The organism is Bacterioplanoides sp. SCSIO 12839 (genome assembly GCF_024397975.1).
Lineage (GTDB): Bacteria > Pseudomonadota > Gammaproteobacteria > Pseudomonadales > Oceanobacteraceae > Bacterioplanoides.
Genome location: NZ_CP073745.1, coordinates 476,932 through 495,744, shown reverse-complemented (window position 1 = coordinate 495,744; position 18,813 = coordinate 476,932). Strand labels below are relative to the sequence as shown.

The following is an 18,813-nucleotide window of genomic DNA, read 5'->3' as shown; positions in this document are numbered from 1 at the left end:
AGCCAAGCATTTTTAGCCGTTTATTTAAGCGTTATATTTTTCGGAGGTAAAGTGAGTATATCGCTAGAAGAATTGAAAAAAGTGTCATACCTCAAGATAGATAAGGTGGATGACAGAGCCATTCCGATGCAGTTTTGTCATCACCCAAATGGTGAATGGGAATCGTGGATTGATGCAAATGGCACTTTAATTAAAATGCAAATGGTTGACGTAATGGACGGTTGTTATTTTGCAAAGTCCCCGGCTAAGTCGACAGATGTTCATCTCAAATTTGTCTCACTCCTACTGAAAAAAGCGTATTTCAAAGATCTTGTTCACCTTGAAAGAGGGATTGCAGAAGATATTAATAACCTATGCACAAGCATTGAAAAAATTGAGCTATTTCATGAAGTTTGGTTTAGTAACCCTGAAAGAATTAACTGGCGCTTTGTGACAACTGAAATTGAGTATGTTTTTAAGGTATGCCGTAGTATTTTTGATTTGCTACAAGAAATTGTGTATCGGATTTGGGAAAGGTTTGAATATCTAGATAAGAGCACCACCAAAAAGAAACTAAGAAAAAGTTTCAGAGAAATGCTCTACAAGTCTGGTGAAATAAGTACTTCTAAAGAAATAGCTGAAAGGTTCAATATCCCTGAGTCGCTAGCTCAGTTTTATACCCAGCAATCTGAGTTTTTTGTTTGGCTTAGAGATTATAGAGACAAAATAGTACATGGCGGAAAGAACGTAGAACATATACTTACCTTAGACGAAGGCTTTGCTGTTGCTATTGACCAGCCTGCCTTTGAAGGTTTACACATTTGGGATATAACCGAGATTAAGAATAATAGACTTGGTTCATTGCGTGCTTTGTTAGCTTATGCGACTTTAAATACGATTAGTGCAGTAGAACAATGTTCAACAATCTTACAGCAAATTATTCAATTCCCTCCTGATATCGCGCCTGAATATGAGGTCTTTATTAGAGGTGGCAATCTTTCAGTGTTGCATAATTTGTATACATACGCTGAAGGTAATGAGTGGAAAAAAATATAACAAAGCATTTAAGAGTGATTCGCAACGCTTGGCAGTTTCGCTTCGCTCAAGTATAGCCAAGCGCCACTCACACCTTAATGCGGCGTTATGTGTCTCTGAAAGTATGAGAATAGAAAACACCAAAGATCGCAGAAAGGTGAAGGCCATTGAAGAATGGTCGCTAGCCCTTGTGAAGGAAGACAAGACCCGGGAAATCATGAATTGGGATGAAACATCTACATGGCACAATTCTAAATTCATTGATCTAGAATCAGGCCAAGAATGGGTCATCTATATATCAGACCGCGCTTACCCTGGAGAGGTCAAATTAATTGAGAACTGCGCGTAAAACACATAACAAGGCGCTCAAGCGGGAGCAATGATCTTTCCCCAATAAAACGGACACCGAAATCTAATTAAGATTGAGGTGTCAAATGCCGAAGTACAACTATAGATTTCGCCATTAAAAATACCGCTATTCAGAGCCATTGATCATCATACAAAAAGCCACCGAATCTTTCGATTCGGCGGCTTTCATCAACCGCTAAAACAGCGCTTTACTTAGCCAACCACACCAGCAAAGCCTGACGCTCCTCATCGGTCATACCTGTCAGGTTGCCCAATGGCATATAGCCGGTTTGCAGCGCCGGAATGGTTTTATCCTTTACCGCTAAAACCTGCTCTGCACTTTCCATCACAATCCCCGCCGGTGCGGAGGCAAATCCCGGATTGGTCGGTTGTTGTGCGTGGCAGGATGAACAACGTTGCTCAACAATAACCATGGCTTGCGCATCCGTCAGCACCGCTTCTCCTGCTTTGGCTTCGATCTTGGCCGGGGCCATCACCGCCGCCAATGCTGCCAGCATAATCGCTGCTAATACCAGAATCATTGGTTTCACTTCACCACGGTGGCGCAGGTTGAAGAAGTGACGAGCAAAGGCACTGATAAAGCCAATCGCTGCCAGTACCAGCCAACCGTATTCATGGCTGTAGGTCATCGGGTAGTGGTTACTGATCATGATAAAGATCAGTGGCAGGGTGAAGTAGTTATTGTGAGTAGAGCGTAGTTTGGCAAACGCACCGTATTTAGGATCAGGGGCTTCACCACGCTGCACCGCCTCTACCAGCGCACGCTGCGACGGCATAATACCGAAGAATACATTGCCCGCCATAATGGTGCCGATAATCGCACCCACGTGAATATAGGCACCACGCGCCGAGAAAATCTGATTCGCTGCCCAGGAAGCGAACACTAAAATAGAGAATAAAATCAGGCCAAACACTTTGCCGTTATGGCGCAGTGGCGAGCGCACCATGAGTTCATAAATACCGACACCAGCTGCAATAAAACCAAGGCCTGCAGCAATGGCTTCGCCTTGGGTAAAGTCCATGCGGCTGCTATCAATTAAGAAGCTTTCAGCGCCGACATAATAAACCACCCATAACATCACCATGCCGGTCAGCCAGGTGGTGTAGGCTTCCCATTTGAACCAGTGCAGGTTGGCAGGCATGGCCTCTGGCCCTAATTTGTATTTGGCGACTTCATAAAAACCACCACCGTGGATGGCCCATAAATCACCACCAATGCCTTTGTCTTTTTTCCACTGCGGTGGTTCTTCCAGGCTGTTATCCAGCCAGACAAAATAAAACGATGCACCAATCCAGGCGACACCGGCAATCACGTGAAACCAGCGGAAGAACAGGTTTAACCACTCGTAAAAATACGCTTCCATTATTTGCTCCCATCGCGGCTATGTAATTTCTGGCCCGCCACGTAAGTAGACTTCACCGTGCGGTCATCACCCAGAATAATCATGGCAAATAATTTTTCTGCCAGTGTTTTGCATTTGCTTTGTTTTAACGCCATTAATGGCGTGGAATTAAAGTCCATCACAATAAAGTCGGCTTCGTTACCGGCGTTAAAGGAGCCAATTTTATCGTCCAGCTGTAAAGTACGGGCGTTGCCCAAAGTCGCCAGATACAGGCTCTTTAACGCCGATAGCTTATTACCGCGCAACTGACAAACCTTATAGGCTTCGTTCAGGGTTTGCAGCATGGAGAAGCTGGTGCCGCCGCCCACATCGGTTGCCACACTGTACGCAACCTGCTCTTTTTCCAGTTCTGCAATATCCAACAAGCCGGAACCTAAGAACAGGTTAGAGGTTGGACAGAAAGACACACTGGAGCCGGTATCGCGGAAGCGTTCGTGTTCGCGTGGAGTCAGGTGAATACCATGAGCAAATACGCTGCGTTTCCCCAGCAGGTTGTACTGATCGTAAACGTCTAGATAATCTTTCGATTCCGGGAACAACTCCTGAACAAAGGCCACTTCGTCTTTGTTTTCCGAGATGTGGGTTTGCATATACACATCCGGATGCTCTTCTAACAGCTGTCCGGCTTTTTCCAGTTGTTCCGGCGTTGAGGTAATGGCAAAGCGTGGCGTTACGGCATACAGCTGGCGGCCATTACCATGCCAGCGTTCAATCAGCTCTTTACTGTCGTTGTAGCTGCTTTCCACATCGTCGCACAGGAATTCCGGCGCGTTACGATTCATCATCACTTTGCCGCAAATCATGCGGGTATTGCGTTGTTCAGACGCTTCGAAGAAGGCATCCACACTTTGTTTGTGAACCGTGCCAAATACCAGCGCCGTTGTGGTGCCACATTTAACCAATTCATCCAGGAAGAGGTTAGCAATACGGCTGGCGTATTCTTTATCTTCAAACTGGCGCTCTGCCGGGAAGGTGTAATTATTTAACCAGTCGAGCAGTTGCTCACCGTATGAGGCAATCACTTCCACCTGAGGGAAATGAATATGGGTGTCGATCATGCCCGGCATAATTAAATGGCCGCTGTAATCAACCATCTCAACGTGCTCAGGCAGATCTTTTTGAATATCGGTAAATGGCCCGGTTTTAATTACCTTGCCGTCTTCGACCACCAGTGCGCCGTCTTCGAAAAACTCATAGGCCTGCTCCCCTGCTTTATCCGGATCATCCAGAAAGTGAAGGATGCTGGCTCGATAAACAGTCGTGCTCTCTGTCTTCATAATCACTCTTATTTGTTATAGCTGAATTTCAATCAGCTCATCCTGATTAAAATAAAATTCTTCGCAGTTATTGCCTTCGCCTTTACGGTCAACCACCAGGAAATCACACACTTTATTTAACCCTAGTACCGGGTGGTGCCAGGTATTCATGCGATAATTGATGCCCTGATTCGGCTGAGCCAGAAACAGGTGTAAATTTTCAGGCGTTAATTCTTCTACCGCATCCGCCACCAGCACCAGATAAGGTTCGCCTGACAGCGGATGAAATGATTGGCTGCCACGCGGGTGGCGTTCCATCATTTCGATACGCATGCTGCGCTTGTCGCCTTCTCGTTGACCCGGGCGGTTTAGCAAAGGCTGAGTCATACGTGGTTGTGCGCGGAAAATATTAATAACGGCGGTGTCTTCCGGGCGTTCGGTTTGCACTTTTACCAGAGAATCATAACGCTCGGTGTTGCCGTCATTGATCATGATGGGTGCGCTTGTTCCGGCTTCGACCACTTCGCCGAAGGGTGCGAAGGCTTCAGCGGTTAATGGCTGAGGTTTTAAAATAAAAGTCATATTAACTACCGCGATAAGTCGACATACCATGCGCTGAAATCAGCAGCGGCACATGATAATGCTCGTCTGGGTTTTCAATACGGAATTCAAACGACACGCTTGGATAAAAACAGGTTAAGCCTTGTTTTTCGAAGTATGGATCGGTGGCAAAGGAGATTTTATAAATCCCGGCTTCACGCTGCTGGCCCGCCAGCCAATCTAAAATACGGCCATCGCTGTTGGTTTCGCCGCTGGCAATTTCGCCCCAGTTACCGTCGCTATCGCGTTTTTCCAGTACAACTGCCATACCGGCAGCCGGTTTGCCTAAATGTGTGTCTAACACGTGTGTGGTGATCGGAGATGGTGCTGACATTGGTGATTCCTCATCCCATATTCTAAAAAATATTCTTAATATTTATAACAACTCATAGATAGATCTTTGAGAGTCGCTGTTAATACATCCCTGTACGCTCGTTCGCGCCATCCATGGCGCCAAGGCTCTCATCAATCTATCTATAAATTGTCATTTAATTTCTTCTTAATTAAGCATCCGGTAATAGCTTATTAATTCGGATGGCGGTGATTTTTGCTTGCTCAGCCGCCGCATTCAGCAACTCTTGCTCGCGCGAATTTGGCAAACGCTGCTCCAGTAATTCCAGCATTTCAGCCGCGGATTTTCCGGTCGCGCAGACGATAAAAATAAAGCCATTTTTATCGTGATACTCATTATTGCCTTGGGCTAAGCGTTCTATCACGTCATCACTGGCTTCGTTAACAGAGCTTTGTTCACCAGAGGCCAGTTTTTTGGTGTGCGCGTATTTGGCTTTTAAGCTCGACACATCACCAATTTTTGGGTGGCCTTCAAAAGCCTGCAGAAAATCACTCTCGCCCAGTTTGCTCCATACGGTTTCAGCAACACTCAGGCATTGCTCAACACTCGCATACGGGCGCGCTGCGACCATACCCTCAATCCAGTTTTTTGAGGTGCAGCAGTTTTCAAACGCAAACGCGGCATCCTGTTCATTTAACTGGTTAAGTTGCTCTACGGTATAGGTTAAGTCTGCCATGTTATTTGCCCGTCACTTTTGCCAGTGATTCAGATGGATAACCCCACAGACGAACACGGCTGATACCACCATCCGGGTACATTTTTACCCGTACATGGGTAAAGGCCTGATCGTTATTTTGCACTTCTTTTTTGAAGGTATGCTCACGGTCATCATACAAACGAGTACGATCCATAATTGGCTGCCAGTTAACAGCAGACGGCTGAGCACGACCCGCCATTAATGCATCCTGATGGGAGTCGGCTTCTAATGCCGCAACGTCCGCTGCCTGCTCATCAGTTAGAACAGCCGCTTCAATGGCGAAGCTATGCGGGTAGTTACCTTTAAAGTGTGCGGTATCCACCAGCACTTTTTCAATGCTGCCTTTGGCGGCTAATTTCAGAATCAACCAATCATTAAAGCGATCTTTTTCAGCATCACCAATGGTACGACGGCGCTTGGTTTCCCAACCATCACCCATGTTCACGCCACGGCCCGGCATGATCATGTTTTCCATATGGGAGAAGAACATATCAGAACACACAACCGGGCGAGCGCCGTTTTTAATATAAGCCAGGTCAATGAGTTCACCCGGCAGGAATAAATCCGCATCCGGAATCACTTCACCGTACACTTTTAAACGAGCGATGCCGCCATCCGGGTACATATTCAGACGAACATGAGTCCAGACCTGCTCAGACTCGACGGTAAAATAGTGCGGCGCACCCGGGCCAACTTCGGAGCGAACTACAATTTCAGTCCACTCAGTGTTGTCATCCGGGTTGCCTTCGCTGACACAAGCCTCTAACGACACGCTTTGTGGCGCATTTCCCAGGAAGTGCGCGGTATCGACGTTAACACCACGAATAATGCCCTGCGCACCCAGCTTGATCACACACCAGTCGTATTCCAGACCATCGTCGGTGGTACCGTCTGGCAGGAAACGGCGACGACGGCTTTCCCAGCCATCCATCAACTGCCCACGCTCGGTAAATACGCCCTTCTGGAACACCGGCTCTTCCAGCTTCAGCAGATTTTCCATTTCAGCAAAAAAGTCGTTGCTGCAGGCAATCGCCTGACCGCCTAACTTACGGCTGGCCAGATCGGTGTATAAGGTTTCAAACGGGTTTTTCACAGAATCTTCAGTGTTCATAGTGCTTTAAATAGTTTCGTTTAAATAAAAAATTAATCTGACAGCTTTAATGATGCACCGGTACCCGTGGTATCCACGCTACGCTGATCATTGGTTAATTCTTGCTTGATATTTTTCCAGCTCAGACCGCGCTGCTTTTTATCAATTTGCTTATTATCAAGCTGATCCTCATTTTGATGCTGCAGTGCAATTAACTCACCAGCGATAGACACGGCCACTTCCATCGGCAATTTACCCGGCACGGCACTGAGTCCTACAGGACAAATAACCCGTTGAATATCGCCCTGGGAAAATTCACGCGCTTCTAAACGACGAATAAAACGCTGCGCTTTGGTATCGGAACCAATTAAGCCAATATGATTTAATCCCGGGTGCTTTAACGCCGCTTCGGTTAATTCATAATCCAGCTGATGGTTATGCGTCAGAATTAATACGTTGGCACCAGCTGGCAGATTTTCCATTTCATAGGTCGGATCATCACTGACGATGGCATTAATATTGGCTGCGGTTTCAGCCGGAAATAATTCTGCACGGCTATCCACCCAACTCACCTTACACGGCAAGCCTGACAGAATATTCATCAGTGCTTTGGCAACATGACCTGCACCAAATACGGCAACCTGAAAATCACACGCAGCAAAGGTTTCAATCAGTACAGTTGCACTACCACCACAACATTGGCCTAACGAAGCGCCCAGAGGGAAGTGATCAATTTGTTGAGAATCGGTATTAGCCACCAACAACTCACGTGCTTTATTGGTGACAACAAATTCAAGATGACCACCACCAATGGTGTCGTAGGTTTTTTCGCCGGTAATCACCATTTTGCTGCTTTGATCGCGTGGTGTAGAACCAGTGCAACCCAATACCGTCACCAGAGCATAGGCTTCGCCTTTATGCTGGCATTTTTGTACAGCATCAAACCAGTGTTGAGAGCGCATCACCCTTCCCCCTCTGAATGTGAAGTGGATTGCCGGAGATGTTTCTGACAGATATTAATGTGCGAGGCCGTCTGCGACATGGATGTCGCAGCCGAGCGTACAGGGACAAAACCGCAGGAGCAGGTTTTGCACAGCGCAGCTGCCCAACGGGCAAAGTACATGGATGTACTTTGTAAATATTTACCGCGTGCCTGCGAACAAAAATGACCAACTGAGTTGTGCGTTTTCATAAAATCAGCCTTTTGCCTGCACATCCTGAACGGCAAATAACACACGCTCAGGCGTCGCCGGGGTATCCAAACGCGGATTCAACTTGTAATCACCAACGCTGGCAATCGCATCACGAATAGCACTCCACACCGAAATACCGTGCATAAACGGCGGCTCGCCCACCGCTTTAGAACGGTACACGGTTGCCTCGCCATTCGGGCGGTCTTCCATCAGCTTCACATTAAATTCAAACGGAGTATCACCCACTGCCGGAATTTTATAGGTCGCCGGGCCATTACTGGTTAAGCGGCCGTCATTATTCCAAACCAGCTCTTCAGTAGTTAACCAACCCATGCCCTGAATAAAGGCACCTTCGATCTGACCAACATCAATATCCGGGTTTAATGAACGACCAACATCGTGAAGAATATCAACCCGCTGTAAACGATATTCACCGGTTAAGGTATCCACAATGACTTCGCTTACCGCCGCACCATTCGCGTAATAATAGAACGGGCGACCTTTACCGGTTTCGCGGTCGTAGTGGATTTTTGGCGTTTTATAAAAACCGGTCGATGACAGCGGTACACGCCCCATATACGCCTGCTGGACAAAATCAGCAAATGGAACACGTTGTTCTTCACCGTCTTTCTGATACACCAGATGGCTATCGAATAATTTAACGCTGTCAGCATCCGCCTGATAATGCTCATAAGCGAAGGCGAATAACCCTTCTTTAATACGCAAACAGGCATCACGTGCAGCCATACCATTTAAATCGGTACCAGAAGACGCTGCGGTTGGCGAAGTGTTCGGCACTTTATCGGTACGGGTGGCGGATACCTGAATGGTATCCAGGTCTACCTGAAATTCTTCGGCAACGACTTGAGCCACTTTCAGGTATAACCCCTGACCCATTTCCGTACCACCGTGGTTCAGATGAATACTGCCATCGGTGTAAATATGAACCAGTGCGCCAGCCTGATTTAAAAACTGAACGGTAAAAGAAATACCAAATTTAACCGGCGTTAACGCCAGGCCTTTTTTCAGAATCGGGCTGGTTTGATTAAACTCATTAATCGCTTCACGACGAGCCCAATAATCGGAGCTGGTTTCTAAATCAGAAATTAATTCTGATAATAAATTGTGCTCAACTTTCTGGCCGTAGTGGGTTTCATCACGTGGATCGATGTCACCATCCGCCGTACGAATATGATCGTGCGTCACACCGTATAAATTACGCTTACGAATGGTCAGCGGATCTTCCCCTAAATGACGGGCAATATCGTCCATCATTAATTCCGCCAGAATCACACCCTGCGGGCCACCAAAACCACGATACGCGGTGTTCGATACTTTATGCGTTTTTGCCCGATGGCCAGTCACCGTAGCGTTATTCAGATAATAGGCGTTATCGGAATGGAACATGGCGCGGTCAACAATCGCGTCACTTAAATCCGGCGAGTTACCACAATCACCGGTAACCATTAAATCTGCGCCCTGAATAATGCCCTGCTCGTCAAAACCAATATCGTACTGGTTATAGAATGGGTGACGTTTACCCGTCATCACCATATCGTCGTTACGGGTCATGCGGTATTTCACCGGTTTACCGGTTTTGTGCGCCATGATGGCGGCAATACAAGCTAATGGTGCGGCCTGGGTTTCTTTACCACCAAAACCACCGCCCATACGGCGTACTTCAACCTGCACTTTATTAATACTGACATCCAACACTTCCGCGACCAGTTTCTGGACTTCCGTCGGGTGCTGGCTGGAGGTATACACATGCATACCGCCGTCTTCGGTTGGGTGAACAGAGCACACCTGACCTTCCAGATAAAAGTGCTCCTGACCATTCACATGCATTGCACCCTGAATACGGTGAGCAGCATTGTTCAGTGCCGTTTCAGAATCACCGCGTTTATGCTGATGCGTCGGACGAACGAAGAATTCCTGTTCCAGCGCTTTTTCAACGTCCAGCACTGGCTCCAGTATTTCGTATTCAATTTTAGCTTTTTTAACCGCTGCACGGGCAATCTCAATACTGGTGGCTGCTACCGCAAAAATTGGTTGGCCAACGTATTCGCAGGTTTCTTCTACCAACACAGGGTCGCCAGAAAAAACGGGGCCAATGTCGACGTGTCCTGGTACATCTTCTACCGTGATCACATCGACGACCCCCAAGGTTTCTCTAACTGCAAAGAGATCGATCGACTTAATTTTCGCGTGGGGGTAAGCACTGCCACCCACTGCGATGTGCAACTGGTTTGGAAACTCCGGCATGTCATCGACATACACTGCTTTTCCGGAAACGTGTTTCTCAGCACTTTCGTGCTTCATGCTTTGGCCAGTGTGACCCTTTAACTTTTTTGTTTTTGCCGGGCGTTCACGCTCAGGAGCATCAATTAACTTACGCATTGTGATTCTCCATCAGGTTAATAGCATCGCTGGCAGCCAGCTGGCTGGAGTGGATATTTTCGATACGGGAAATACTGTCTGGCTGGAGCAATTCCAAAGCACATTTCTGCACCAGATTTTTCGCCACTAATAAGCGGTATTCATCGGTCGCACGTACATCGGACATTGGCGTAAAGTCTTCTGCCAGTTTCTCGGCTGCCTGGCGGAACTGAGTGCCGTTGACCGGTGAACCCGTCAATGCCGCTTCCAGCTCAGCGGCCGCTTTCGGAATGGCTGCCATACCACCAAAGCCGGTACTGATCGCTGCGACCTTGCTACCGCCTGAAGCTGAGTTATCGCCTGACATGGTTACTTTGAACGCTGCCAACACCGCGGAGATGTCATCTTCCAGACGCTTGGAGATCTTATAGACCTTCAGCTGTTCATCCGCTTTTAATTTTGGAATCTTAATGGTGCGAATGTATTCGCCCGCTTCCAGCGTGGTTTTCTTGTAATCCACAAAGAAGTCTTTCAGCTTGATCCAACGCGAACCAACACCACTCACCAGGCCGGGAGCAGATGCCAGTTCAATACAAGCACCCAGTGCCAATAACACCGGCGGTGTATCACCAATCGGGGAGGCATTCGCAATATTTCCACCGAGAGTACCGTTGTTACGCACCTGTCTGGAGCCCAGACGGGTCAACAGTTGTGCAAACTCAGGGAAGTACTTGGCTAACAACGGCTCAGCTTCGCTGTAGGTAACACCTGCGCCAATTAACAATGCGTGGTCTTCATCACGAATGGTTCGCAGCGAATCAATGCCACCCAGAGCAATCAGCTTGTTGATCGGCTTCAGGAACTGAGTGACTTCTAATGCCAGGTCCGTTGCACCCGCTACAACACGTGCATCCGGATGTTCTTTTAATAAGCTTTGCAGCTGCTCTTCAGTCTCTGGTGCCCAGGCTTGCTGACCGTTAGTCGAGAAGCTCGCAGCAGTTGCAACACCTTCACCCTGATCAACAGACGCTGAGGCATCTGGCTGCCATACCTGCACCGCTTGAGGACGGTTATCCGGGTAATCATTCAGATGGGAAGCGGCTTCGATAATCGGGCGGTAACCAGTACAACGACATAAGTTGCCCGATAGTGCTTCGATAATCTGATGTTGTGTGGCTTGTTGCTGTGCATCTTCGCCATTATTAATAGATTCATGCAGCGCCGCCAGCGACATCACAATGCCCGGGGTACAAAAGCCACACTGAGAACCATGGTAATCCACCATTGCTTGCTGGGCTGGGTGGAGTTGAGGTTCATCACTCCCGCCAGTAAGCGTACCGCGCCCCGTCGCCAAAGCATCGACCGTTACAACACTCTTGCCATTCAGCTGGGCAACAAAAGTAATGCAACCATTGATCGCTTTGTAGTACCACTGTCCATCCTGCTGCTCACCCAGCAACACCGAACAGGCACCACAATCACCTGAACCACACCCTTCTTTTGTACCTGATAGGGATTCATGGGTACGTAAATAGCGTAATAACGTCGTATCACTGTCTATATTTCGTACAACTGTCAGATTCCCATTCAAAAAAAATCGAACCACGTCTGCGCTTGCCTCTTTGTTATCCGGTCGGTGACCCTGGTTATATAAAGCACGTTGCAATATTCTGACCAATTAGACAAGTTTATCAAACTATTACCGCATAGTGGACACATAGAAGATTTCAGCCTGAATAGACATGCCTGCTATATCGCGGGTTATTAACCAGTGTACCTTTATGTAAACAATCAACTGTTACCTGGCTACCCAAACACCCATAAATTAACCATTCAGTCAGCTTTGCACCAAAACGATTCAGAGGTACTTTTGAATCGCACCAGATATGCGCAATTTTTTCTGACCAGGTTGAATAATATTCCGGATTTACTCGTAGCAGGGTATTAAATAAACCTGTATATAAGCTGACCTGATGAACAATTTTTTATTAAAATGCGGCTTTTCTTCCTATACCAAAGAAAAGCTGGCAGGCCATTTGCTTTGACTTTTCGACCAAATGGTCAAAAACAACTTATGAAAAGAATTGAATTAAAAAATATCACCAAACGTTACCCCGGTTGCGTCGCTAATGATCAGGTTAACCTGACCGTGCACGCCGGTGAGACACATGCGTTATTAGGTGAAAACGGCGCGGGCAAAAGCACTCTGATGAAAATCATTTACGGTGTGGTAGCACCGGATGAAGGTCAGATGTTATGGCAGGGGGAAAATGTTCGTATCAGTGGTCCGGCACATGCGCGTGAGCTGGGCATTGGTATGGTGTTCCAGCATTTCTCATTATTTGAGACCTTAACGGTTGCTGAAAATATTGCGCTGAGTATGGCAGCCGACGATGTGACATCTATGGATGAATTAAAACATCGTATTGAAACCGTGTCTGAGCGTTATGGCATGAAGCTCGACCCCAATCGTTATGTGAATACACTGTCGATTGGTGAGCAGCAGCGTGTTGAAATTGTGCGCTGTTTATTACAGGACGTTAAATTATTAATTCTGGATGAACCGACATCCGTATTAACGCCGCAGGAAGTGGATGTGTTATTCCACACCCTGCGCCAGCTGGCCGAAGAAGGCTGCAGCATTTTATTTATTTCCCACAAGCTCGATGAAGTCCGTGCTTTGTGTGATAACGCTACCATTTTACGTGGCGGCAAAGTCACGGGGGATTGTGACCCACGCACCACATCAACCGAAGAGATTGCTCGGTTAATGGTAGGTGATGACACACCATTAAGTGAAAACTACGAACGTGCTCAGGGCGCAGATGCTTTCCTGAATATTCGTGAACTGGATTTTAAATCCGACGACCCATTTGCCACGTCATTAAAAAACATCAACCTGGAAGTTAAAGCCGGAGAGATTCTCGGTATTGCCGGTGTTGCCGGTAACGGTCAGGAAGAATTATTAAACCTGATCAGTGGTGAAGAAACCTGTAACGCCAACCAGGTCTTTTTTGCTGACCAGGCGGTTGGCAACCTGGGGCCGGAAAAACGTCGCTTAGCCGGATTAGGATTTGTCCCGGAAGAACGCCTGGGTCGTGGCGCCGTGCCAGATATGTCACTGGAAGATAACGGTTTATTAACCGGTTATCAGGGCGAGCTGACTCATAAAGGTTGGATTAATAAAAGCAAAGTTAAAGCCTTCGCTGAAAAGATTATTGATCAGTTTAATGTAAAAACCGCAGGTAGCCATGCCCAGGCTAAATCGTTATCGGGTGGTAATTTACAGAAGTTTATTATCGGCCGTGAAATGCTGCAAAACCCTAAGTTATTAGTGTGCTCTCACCCGACCTGGGGGGTGGATATCGGTGCAGCCATTCTGATTCGTCACGCATTGATTGATTTGCGTGATAAAGGTGCAGCGATTCTGGTGGTTTCCGAAGATATTGATGAGCTGTATTCCATCAGTGATCGTATTTGCGCCATCTGTGATGGTCGTTTATCTCCGGTAGCCAATACTGACGATGTATCCATTAATCAACTGGGGCTATGGATGGCCGGTGATTTTGAACACCAGTCTGCGAAGTCGAATTAAGAATTATGTTAACACTAGAAAAACGCCCATCAGACAGCCAAACCATGTCGTATTTATCGCCACTGCTGGCGATTGTACTGACATTGGTCAGTGGTGCTGTGTTATTTACCGCCATGGGTAAAGACCCATTGGCTTCACTGTATACTTTTTTTGTTTCACCCCTGAGTGATTTATACGGCTGGACCGAGCTGGGAACCAAAGCCGGGCCATTATTATTATGTGCCATGGGATTGATGTTGTGCTTTAAAGCCAAGATCTGGAATATCGGTGCCGAAGGTCAGTTTATTTTAGGCGGCTTAGGCGGCGGTTATATCGCACTGGAGTTAATGGAAGCCGAAGGCATCTGGGTATTACCGGCGGTACTTATTTTTGGTGCTTTGTGTGGTATGGCCTGGGCGGCGTTGGCCGCACTGTTAAAAACCCGTTTTAACGCCAATGAAATTCTGACCACCATCATGCTCAATTACATTGCCTTAAACTGGTTATTGTATGGCGTGCATGGCCCTCTCAAAGATCCGAGTGGTTTTAACTTTCCGGAATCAGCCATCTTCTCCGAAGCGGCAACACTGCCACTGATTTTTGAAGATTACCGGTTAAATATCAGCATCTTCTTTGCGTTATTCGCTATGGCGGCCATCTGGACACTGATGTCACGCACCATGATGGGCTTTCAGATTTCAGTGTTAGGTGAAGACCAATCTGCAGCAAACTTCGCGGGCTTTAAAGGCAAACGCCTGACCTGGCTGGTGTTATTGCTGTGTGGCGCACTGGCGGGTCTGGCTGGCGTGAGTGAAGTCACCGGCACCGTTGGCCAGCTGACGCCTTATATCTCACCGGGTTACGGTTACGCTGCCATTATTGTTGCTTTCCTTGGGCGTATGCACCCGCTGGGCATTTTATTTGCCAGCATGTTGTTAGCCCTGACCTACATGGGTGGTGAAATGGCACAGATGGATTTAGGCCTGCCTAAATCACTGACCGGATTATTCCAGGGCATGTTGTTGTTTTATTTATTAGCCTGCGACCTGTTGATCAGTTATCGCATTGTAAAAGTTAAGAAAAGCCCAGCAGTTGCAGGCTAAAGGCGAAGGTTTTAAAGATGGATTTCGATCTGATAGTTAATATTTTATTTGCCACCATTCGTACCGGCACGCCATTAATTTTAATTGCACTGGGTGAAATGGTTGCGGAAAAGTCTGGCGTATTAAACCTGGGTCAGGAAGGCATGGTACTGATGGGCGCAGTCTGTGGCTTTATGGCTGCGGTTGTGACCGGCAATGCGGGCCTGGGTGTGATTGCTGCCATTATTGCGGGCATGGTCGCTTCGCTGCTGTTTGGTTTTCTGGCGATTTCCCTGGTTACCAACCAGGTCGCTACCGGTCTGGCCTTAACCATTTTTGGTATTGGTTTAAGTGCCTTTATTGGTGCCGGTTACGTGGGTATGGCCATTGAAGGTATTACTCCATGGGAAATTCCGTTGTTAAGTGATTTACCCGTGATTGGCAAAATTTTATTCAGCCACGATCCACTGGTGTATTTATCCTGGGTTTTATTTGGTCTGATTTTCTGGTGCTTCCGCAGCACTCGCATTGGCCTGACGGTTCGTGCCGTGGGTGAAAACCCGGAAGCGGCCAATGCCATTGGTATTCCTGTGATGAAGGTTCGTTACGGCGCGGTGTTATTTGGTGGCGCAATGGCTGGCCTGGCGGGCGGTTATTTATCGCTGGCCTACACCCCGATGTGGAATGAAGGTATGTCGGCTGGTCGTGGCTGGATTGCTCTGGCTCTGGTGGTATTTGCCAGCTGGAAAGCCGAACGTATTTTGTTAGGTGCTTATTTATTTGGCGCGGCCAGCATCATGCACCTGGTATTGCAGGGCCTGGGCTTTGAAGCCTCACCAAACCTGCTGGCTATGCTGCCGTATATCGCCACCATCATTGTATTAGTGGTGATTGCCAACGATTCAATTAAAGCAAAACTCAGTACGCCACTGGCACTGGGACAGCCGTATCGACCTCAGGTTTAACGGCTGATAAAAATTAAAACCAAAGAAGTACAAACTACCAAGAGAAAGGAGACCATGATGGGTCGTAATAAAATCGCAACGCTGATTTCAGCTGCAACACTGGCTCTGGGAGCAAGTTTTGTTAATGCTGAAGATCCACTGAAAGTAGGCTTCGTTTATGTTGGCCCAACCGGTGATGCTGGCTGGACTTACGCACACGATGAAGCGCGTAAATACATGGAAGAGCAACTGGGTGACAAAGTTGAAACCAGCTATGTTGAAAGTGTTGCTGAAGGCCCGGACGCTGAGCGTGTGATCCGTCGTCTGGCGAAAGATCATGGCCTGATTTTCACCACGTCATTTGGTTACATGAACCCGACGTTAAAAGTGGCGAAAAAATTCCCGAAAGTGAAATTCGAACATGCCACCGGTTATAAGCAATCGAAAAACATGGGTACCTATTTTACCCGTGCTTATCAGGGTCGTTACCTGACCGGTTTAGTGGCAGGCAAAATGACCAAGTCTAACGTACTGGGTTACGTGGCTTCTTTCCCGATTCCTGAAGTCATTCGTGGTATTAACGCATTCACCAAAGGCGCGAAAGAAGTTAACCCGGATGTGAAAGTTAAAGTGGTATGGGCAAGCACCTGGTACGACCCGGCTAAAGAGCGTGAAGCGGCTGAAACTCTGATGCTGCAAGGCGCTGACATCCTGACTCAACACACTGACTCTGCAGCGGTTATTCAAGCCGCAGAATCTAAAGGTAAATTCGCCATTGGTTACCACTCTGATATGAGTGCTTATGGTGAAAAAGCACATCTGACCTCAACCGTTCATAACTGGGGCGATCTGTACACTCAGAAAGCTCAGGCTGTTATCGACGGCAGCTGGAAAGCTGAAGACGTATGGACAGGTATTGCACAAGGTTCTACTGACTTAGCACCATTCAACGATGCCGTACCTGCGGATGTTCGCGAACTGGTTGAAGCGAAAAAAGCGGCTATTAAAGCCGGTGAAGCACGCGTATTTGATGGCCCGGTTACCGCACAAGACGGTTCTGTAAAAGCGAAAGATGGCGAATCTCTGTCTGATGGCGATCTGCAGGGCATGAACTGGTACATCGATGGTGTTGAAGGCAAGCTGCCTCAGTCTTAATCGTTATTCATTATTGTTTAAATTGATTTAAAAACATCCCGGTAATCTGGAAAAACCATGAAGGTGAATCCGGTTACCGGGGCTTTAAAACCTCTGGAGAGAGACTATGAAAAAGCAATTATTAACCGCCGCTATTGCTGCTGCCGCGTCTATGGGCGTTTCTGCTGAACAGTTCTGGGCTGATAACAGCGTTTCTGTACTGTACGGTTCTGACTACACTTTAACCCCAAACCAGGATGAAACCAACACACTGACTACCATGACTCTGGAGCACGTTTCCGGTCATAGCTGGGGTGGCCTGTTTTATTTCATTGATCGTCATGTTGGCGAAAGCAACTTTGAAGAAACTTACGGTGAATTTTCTCCAAAATTCACTTTGGCTTCATTTGAAGACAGCGTAATCAAAAGTGTTAATGCTGCTTTCACTTACGAATTCAGCTCTAACAGCGGTGGCTTCAGCCAGGATAACTACCTGTACGGTGTTGGTGCCGATCTGGCGATCCCTGGTATGAACTTCGCCAGCGTGACTTATTATTACTCTCAGCGTAATAATACCTTCGATAACGGTGACAACGATCACCAGATCACTCTGACTTACGGCTGGTCTGAAGGCAACTTCAACATCGATGGTTTCCTGGATTATTCAACCGGCACAGAAGATCACGATGCTGAGTTCAACTTCACTCCACAGCTGACCTACAACCTGGGTCCAGCACTGGGCACAGATAACAAGGTGAAAGTAGGTATCGAATACAGCTACTGGAACAACAAGTTTGGCCAGAAGTTTGTTGAAGATGATGACCGCGACCAGAACGCCGTTAGCCTGCTGCTGAAAGTTCACCTGTAAGCGATTCGCTTATCACAGGTAAATTAAAAAAGGGGCGCATTGTTGCCCCTTTTTTATCTCACCAGGGCCGGTGTGTGTTAAACTGGTCTGACCTTTTTGTCTGTCACTACGCTTTTGGCGGGAAACAGGAATGACGAAGCAAAAGTATAAGCCGGGTAAAATCCGCGAACGTAACAACGAAAATATTCTGGCAGCCGCGGAACAAGAGTTTGTTCTGCACGGTTTTAAAGGTACCAGCATGCAATCCATTGCTGACCGTGCCGGTGTACCAAAAGCCAATATCCATTATTATTTTAAAAACAAAGCCAACCTGTACCGCGCTTTGTTAGAAAACATTATGCAGGTGTGGAATGAAGTTTTATCTGACATCACACCTGACAGTGATCCGGCGGATGTATTAACCCGCTTTATCCGATCTAAAGTTCATTTGTCGTATACCAACCCAAACGCTTCTAAAATTTTCGCTATGGAAATTATTCAGGGTGCGCCGCATTTACGCGAACACCTGAGCCAGAACATGCGTACCTGGGTTAAAGAAAAAACCAACGTGATTCAAAGTTGGGTGGATCAGGAAAAAATTCGTCCGATTGATCCAACGCACCTGATCTTTATGATCTGGTCGACCACTCAGCATTACGCTGACTTCGAAACTCAGATTCTCGAAGTATTAAATAAGCGTCAGTATGAGCCGGATGATATTGATCAGATTACCGATTTCCTGATTGATATGATTTTCACTCGCTTAGGCCTTGAAAAACCAGATCTGGAACCTTTTCAGGTTGAAAGCCATGACGAGTCAGACAGCCTCGACAACGAAGCAGTCACGTCATAACCTTGACTAAAACAAGGCCACACAAA

17 protein-coding genes are annotated in these 18,813 nt (G+C 47.2%); 8 read left to right on the top strand and 9 right to left on the bottom strand.

Translation table 11 applies throughout. The features are described 5' to 3' along the window. Positions 1 to 51: 51 nt before the first annotated feature. Together KFF03_RS02370 and KFF03_RS02365 are read left to right on the top strand one after the other, a co-directional pair. A complete protein-coding gene (locus tag KFF03_RS02370; protein ID WP_255858674.1) occupies positions 52 to 1,035 on the top strand; it encodes a hypothetical protein in 984 nt (327 codons plus the stop codon). Continuing rightward, positions 1,016 to 1,363 (top strand): hypothetical protein, encoded by a 348-nt coding sequence (locus tag KFF03_RS02365; protein WP_255858673.1) that lies wholly within the window; start codon positions 1,016 to 1,018, stop codon positions 1,361 to 1,363. Before KFF03_RS02370 ends, KFF03_RS02365 begins: the two co-directional genes overlap by 20 nt. A 208-nt stretch (positions 1,364 to 1,571) precedes the next feature. Here the strand turns inward: KFF03_RS02365 and KFF03_RS02360 are convergent, their stop codons facing one another. The 9 genes from KFF03_RS02360 to xdhA all read right to left on the bottom strand — a co-directional run bounded on the left by KFF03_RS02360 (position 1,572) and on the right by xdhA (position 11,959). After that, on the bottom strand, positions 1,572 to 2,747 hold the full coding sequence (locus KFF03_RS02360) for a urate hydroxylase PuuD (RefSeq protein WP_255858672.1): 1,176 nt from the start codon (positions 2,745 to 2,747) through the stop codon (positions 1,572 to 1,574). Then, positions 2,747 to 4,063: a guanine deaminase gene (gene guaD, locus KFF03_RS02355; protein ID WP_255858671.1), complete on the bottom strand. Its 1,317-nt coding sequence runs from the start codon at positions 4,061 to 4,063 to the stop codon at positions 2,747 to 2,749. The genes KFF03_RS02360 and guaD overlap by 1 nt, the downstream gene beginning before the upstream one ends. A gap of 15 nt (positions 4,064 to 4,078) precedes the next feature. Beyond that, positions 4,079 to 4,624, bottom strand: coding sequence for an ureidoglycolate lyase (locus tag KFF03_RS02350; protein ID WP_255858670.1), 546 nt, complete (start codon positions 4,622 to 4,624; stop codon positions 4,079 to 4,081). A gap of 1 nt (position 4,625) precedes the next feature. Next, complete coding sequence (gene uraH / locus KFF03_RS02345) at positions 4,626 to 4,976, bottom strand: hydroxyisourate hydrolase (RefSeq protein ID WP_255858669.1); 351 nt, start codon at positions 4,974 to 4,976, stop codon at positions 4,626 to 4,628. 169 nt (positions 4,977 to 5,145) lie between these two features. Further along, entirely contained in the window at positions 5,146 to 5,670 is a 525-nt protein-coding gene (uraD, locus tag KFF03_RS02340; RefSeq protein ID WP_255858668.1) for a 2-oxo-4-hydroxy-4-carboxy-5-ureidoimidazoline decarboxylase, read from the bottom strand. Between the two features lies 1 nt (position 5,671). Further along, the gene (gene alc / locus KFF03_RS02335; RefSeq protein WP_255858667.1) at positions 5,672 to 6,784 is read right to left on the bottom strand and encodes an allantoicase; all 1,113 of its coding nucleotides are present in this window, start codon (positions 6,782 to 6,784) and stop codon (positions 5,672 to 5,674) included. Positions 6,785 to 6,834: 50 nt separating this feature from the next. Continuing rightward, positions 6,835 to 7,743 carry a xanthine dehydrogenase accessory protein XdhC gene (gene xdhC / locus KFF03_RS02330; RefSeq protein WP_255858666.1) on the bottom strand — a complete coding sequence of 303 codons (909 nt, stop codon included), beginning with the start codon at positions 7,741 to 7,743 and terminating at the stop codon, positions 6,835 to 6,837. 234 nt (positions 7,744 to 7,977) lie between these two features. Continuing rightward, complete coding sequence (gene xdhB / locus KFF03_RS02325) at positions 7,978 to 10,374, bottom strand: xanthine dehydrogenase molybdopterin binding subunit (protein ID WP_255858665.1); 2,397 nt, start codon at positions 10,372 to 10,374, stop codon at positions 7,978 to 7,980. Next, on the bottom strand, positions 10,367 to 11,959 hold the full coding sequence (xdhA, locus tag KFF03_RS02320; protein ID WP_255858664.1) for a xanthine dehydrogenase small subunit: 1,593 nt from the start codon (positions 11,957 to 11,959) through the stop codon (positions 10,367 to 10,369). The genes xdhB and xdhA overlap by 8 nt, the downstream gene beginning before the upstream one ends. A gap of 468 nt (positions 11,960 to 12,427) precedes the next feature. On the opposite strand from xdhA, the gene KFF03_RS02315 reads away from it, so the two are divergent. The 6 genes from KFF03_RS02315 to KFF03_RS02290 all read left to right on the top strand — a co-directional run bounded on the left by KFF03_RS02315 (position 12,428) and on the right by KFF03_RS02290 (position 18,787). Next, on the top strand, positions 12,428 to 13,948 hold the full coding sequence (locus KFF03_RS02315) for an ABC transporter ATP-binding protein (RefSeq protein WP_255858663.1): 1,521 nt from the start codon (positions 12,428 to 12,430) through the stop codon (positions 13,946 to 13,948). Positions 13,949 to 13,953: 5 nt separating this feature from the next. Continuing rightward, on the top strand, positions 13,954 to 15,030 hold the full coding sequence (locus KFF03_RS02310; protein ID WP_255858662.1) for an ABC transporter permease: 1,077 nt from the start codon (positions 13,954 to 13,956) through the stop codon (positions 15,028 to 15,030). Between the two features lie 17 nt (positions 15,031 to 15,047). Next, positions 15,048 to 15,974, top strand: a complete 927-nt coding sequence (locus KFF03_RS02305) for an ABC transporter permease (protein WP_255858661.1) — start codon at positions 15,048 to 15,050, stop codon at positions 15,972 to 15,974. A 54-nt stretch (positions 15,975 to 16,028) separates the two neighbouring features. Next, a complete protein-coding gene (locus KFF03_RS02300) occupies positions 16,029 to 17,108 on the top strand; it encodes a BMP family ABC transporter substrate-binding protein (protein ID WP_255858660.1) in 1,080 nt (359 codons plus the stop codon). 106 nt (positions 17,109 to 17,214) lie between these two features. Further along, positions 17,215 to 17,955: a hypothetical protein gene (locus KFF03_RS02295; protein WP_255858659.1), complete on the top strand. Its 741-nt coding sequence runs from the start codon at positions 17,215 to 17,217 to the stop codon at positions 17,953 to 17,955. A 130-nt stretch (positions 17,956 to 18,085) separates the two neighbouring features. Next, positions 18,086 to 18,787, top strand: a complete 702-nt coding sequence (locus KFF03_RS02290) for a TetR/AcrR family transcriptional regulator (RefSeq protein WP_255858658.1) — start codon at positions 18,086 to 18,088, stop codon at positions 18,785 to 18,787. The last annotated feature ends 26 nt before the right edge of the window (positions 18,788 to 18,813 follow it).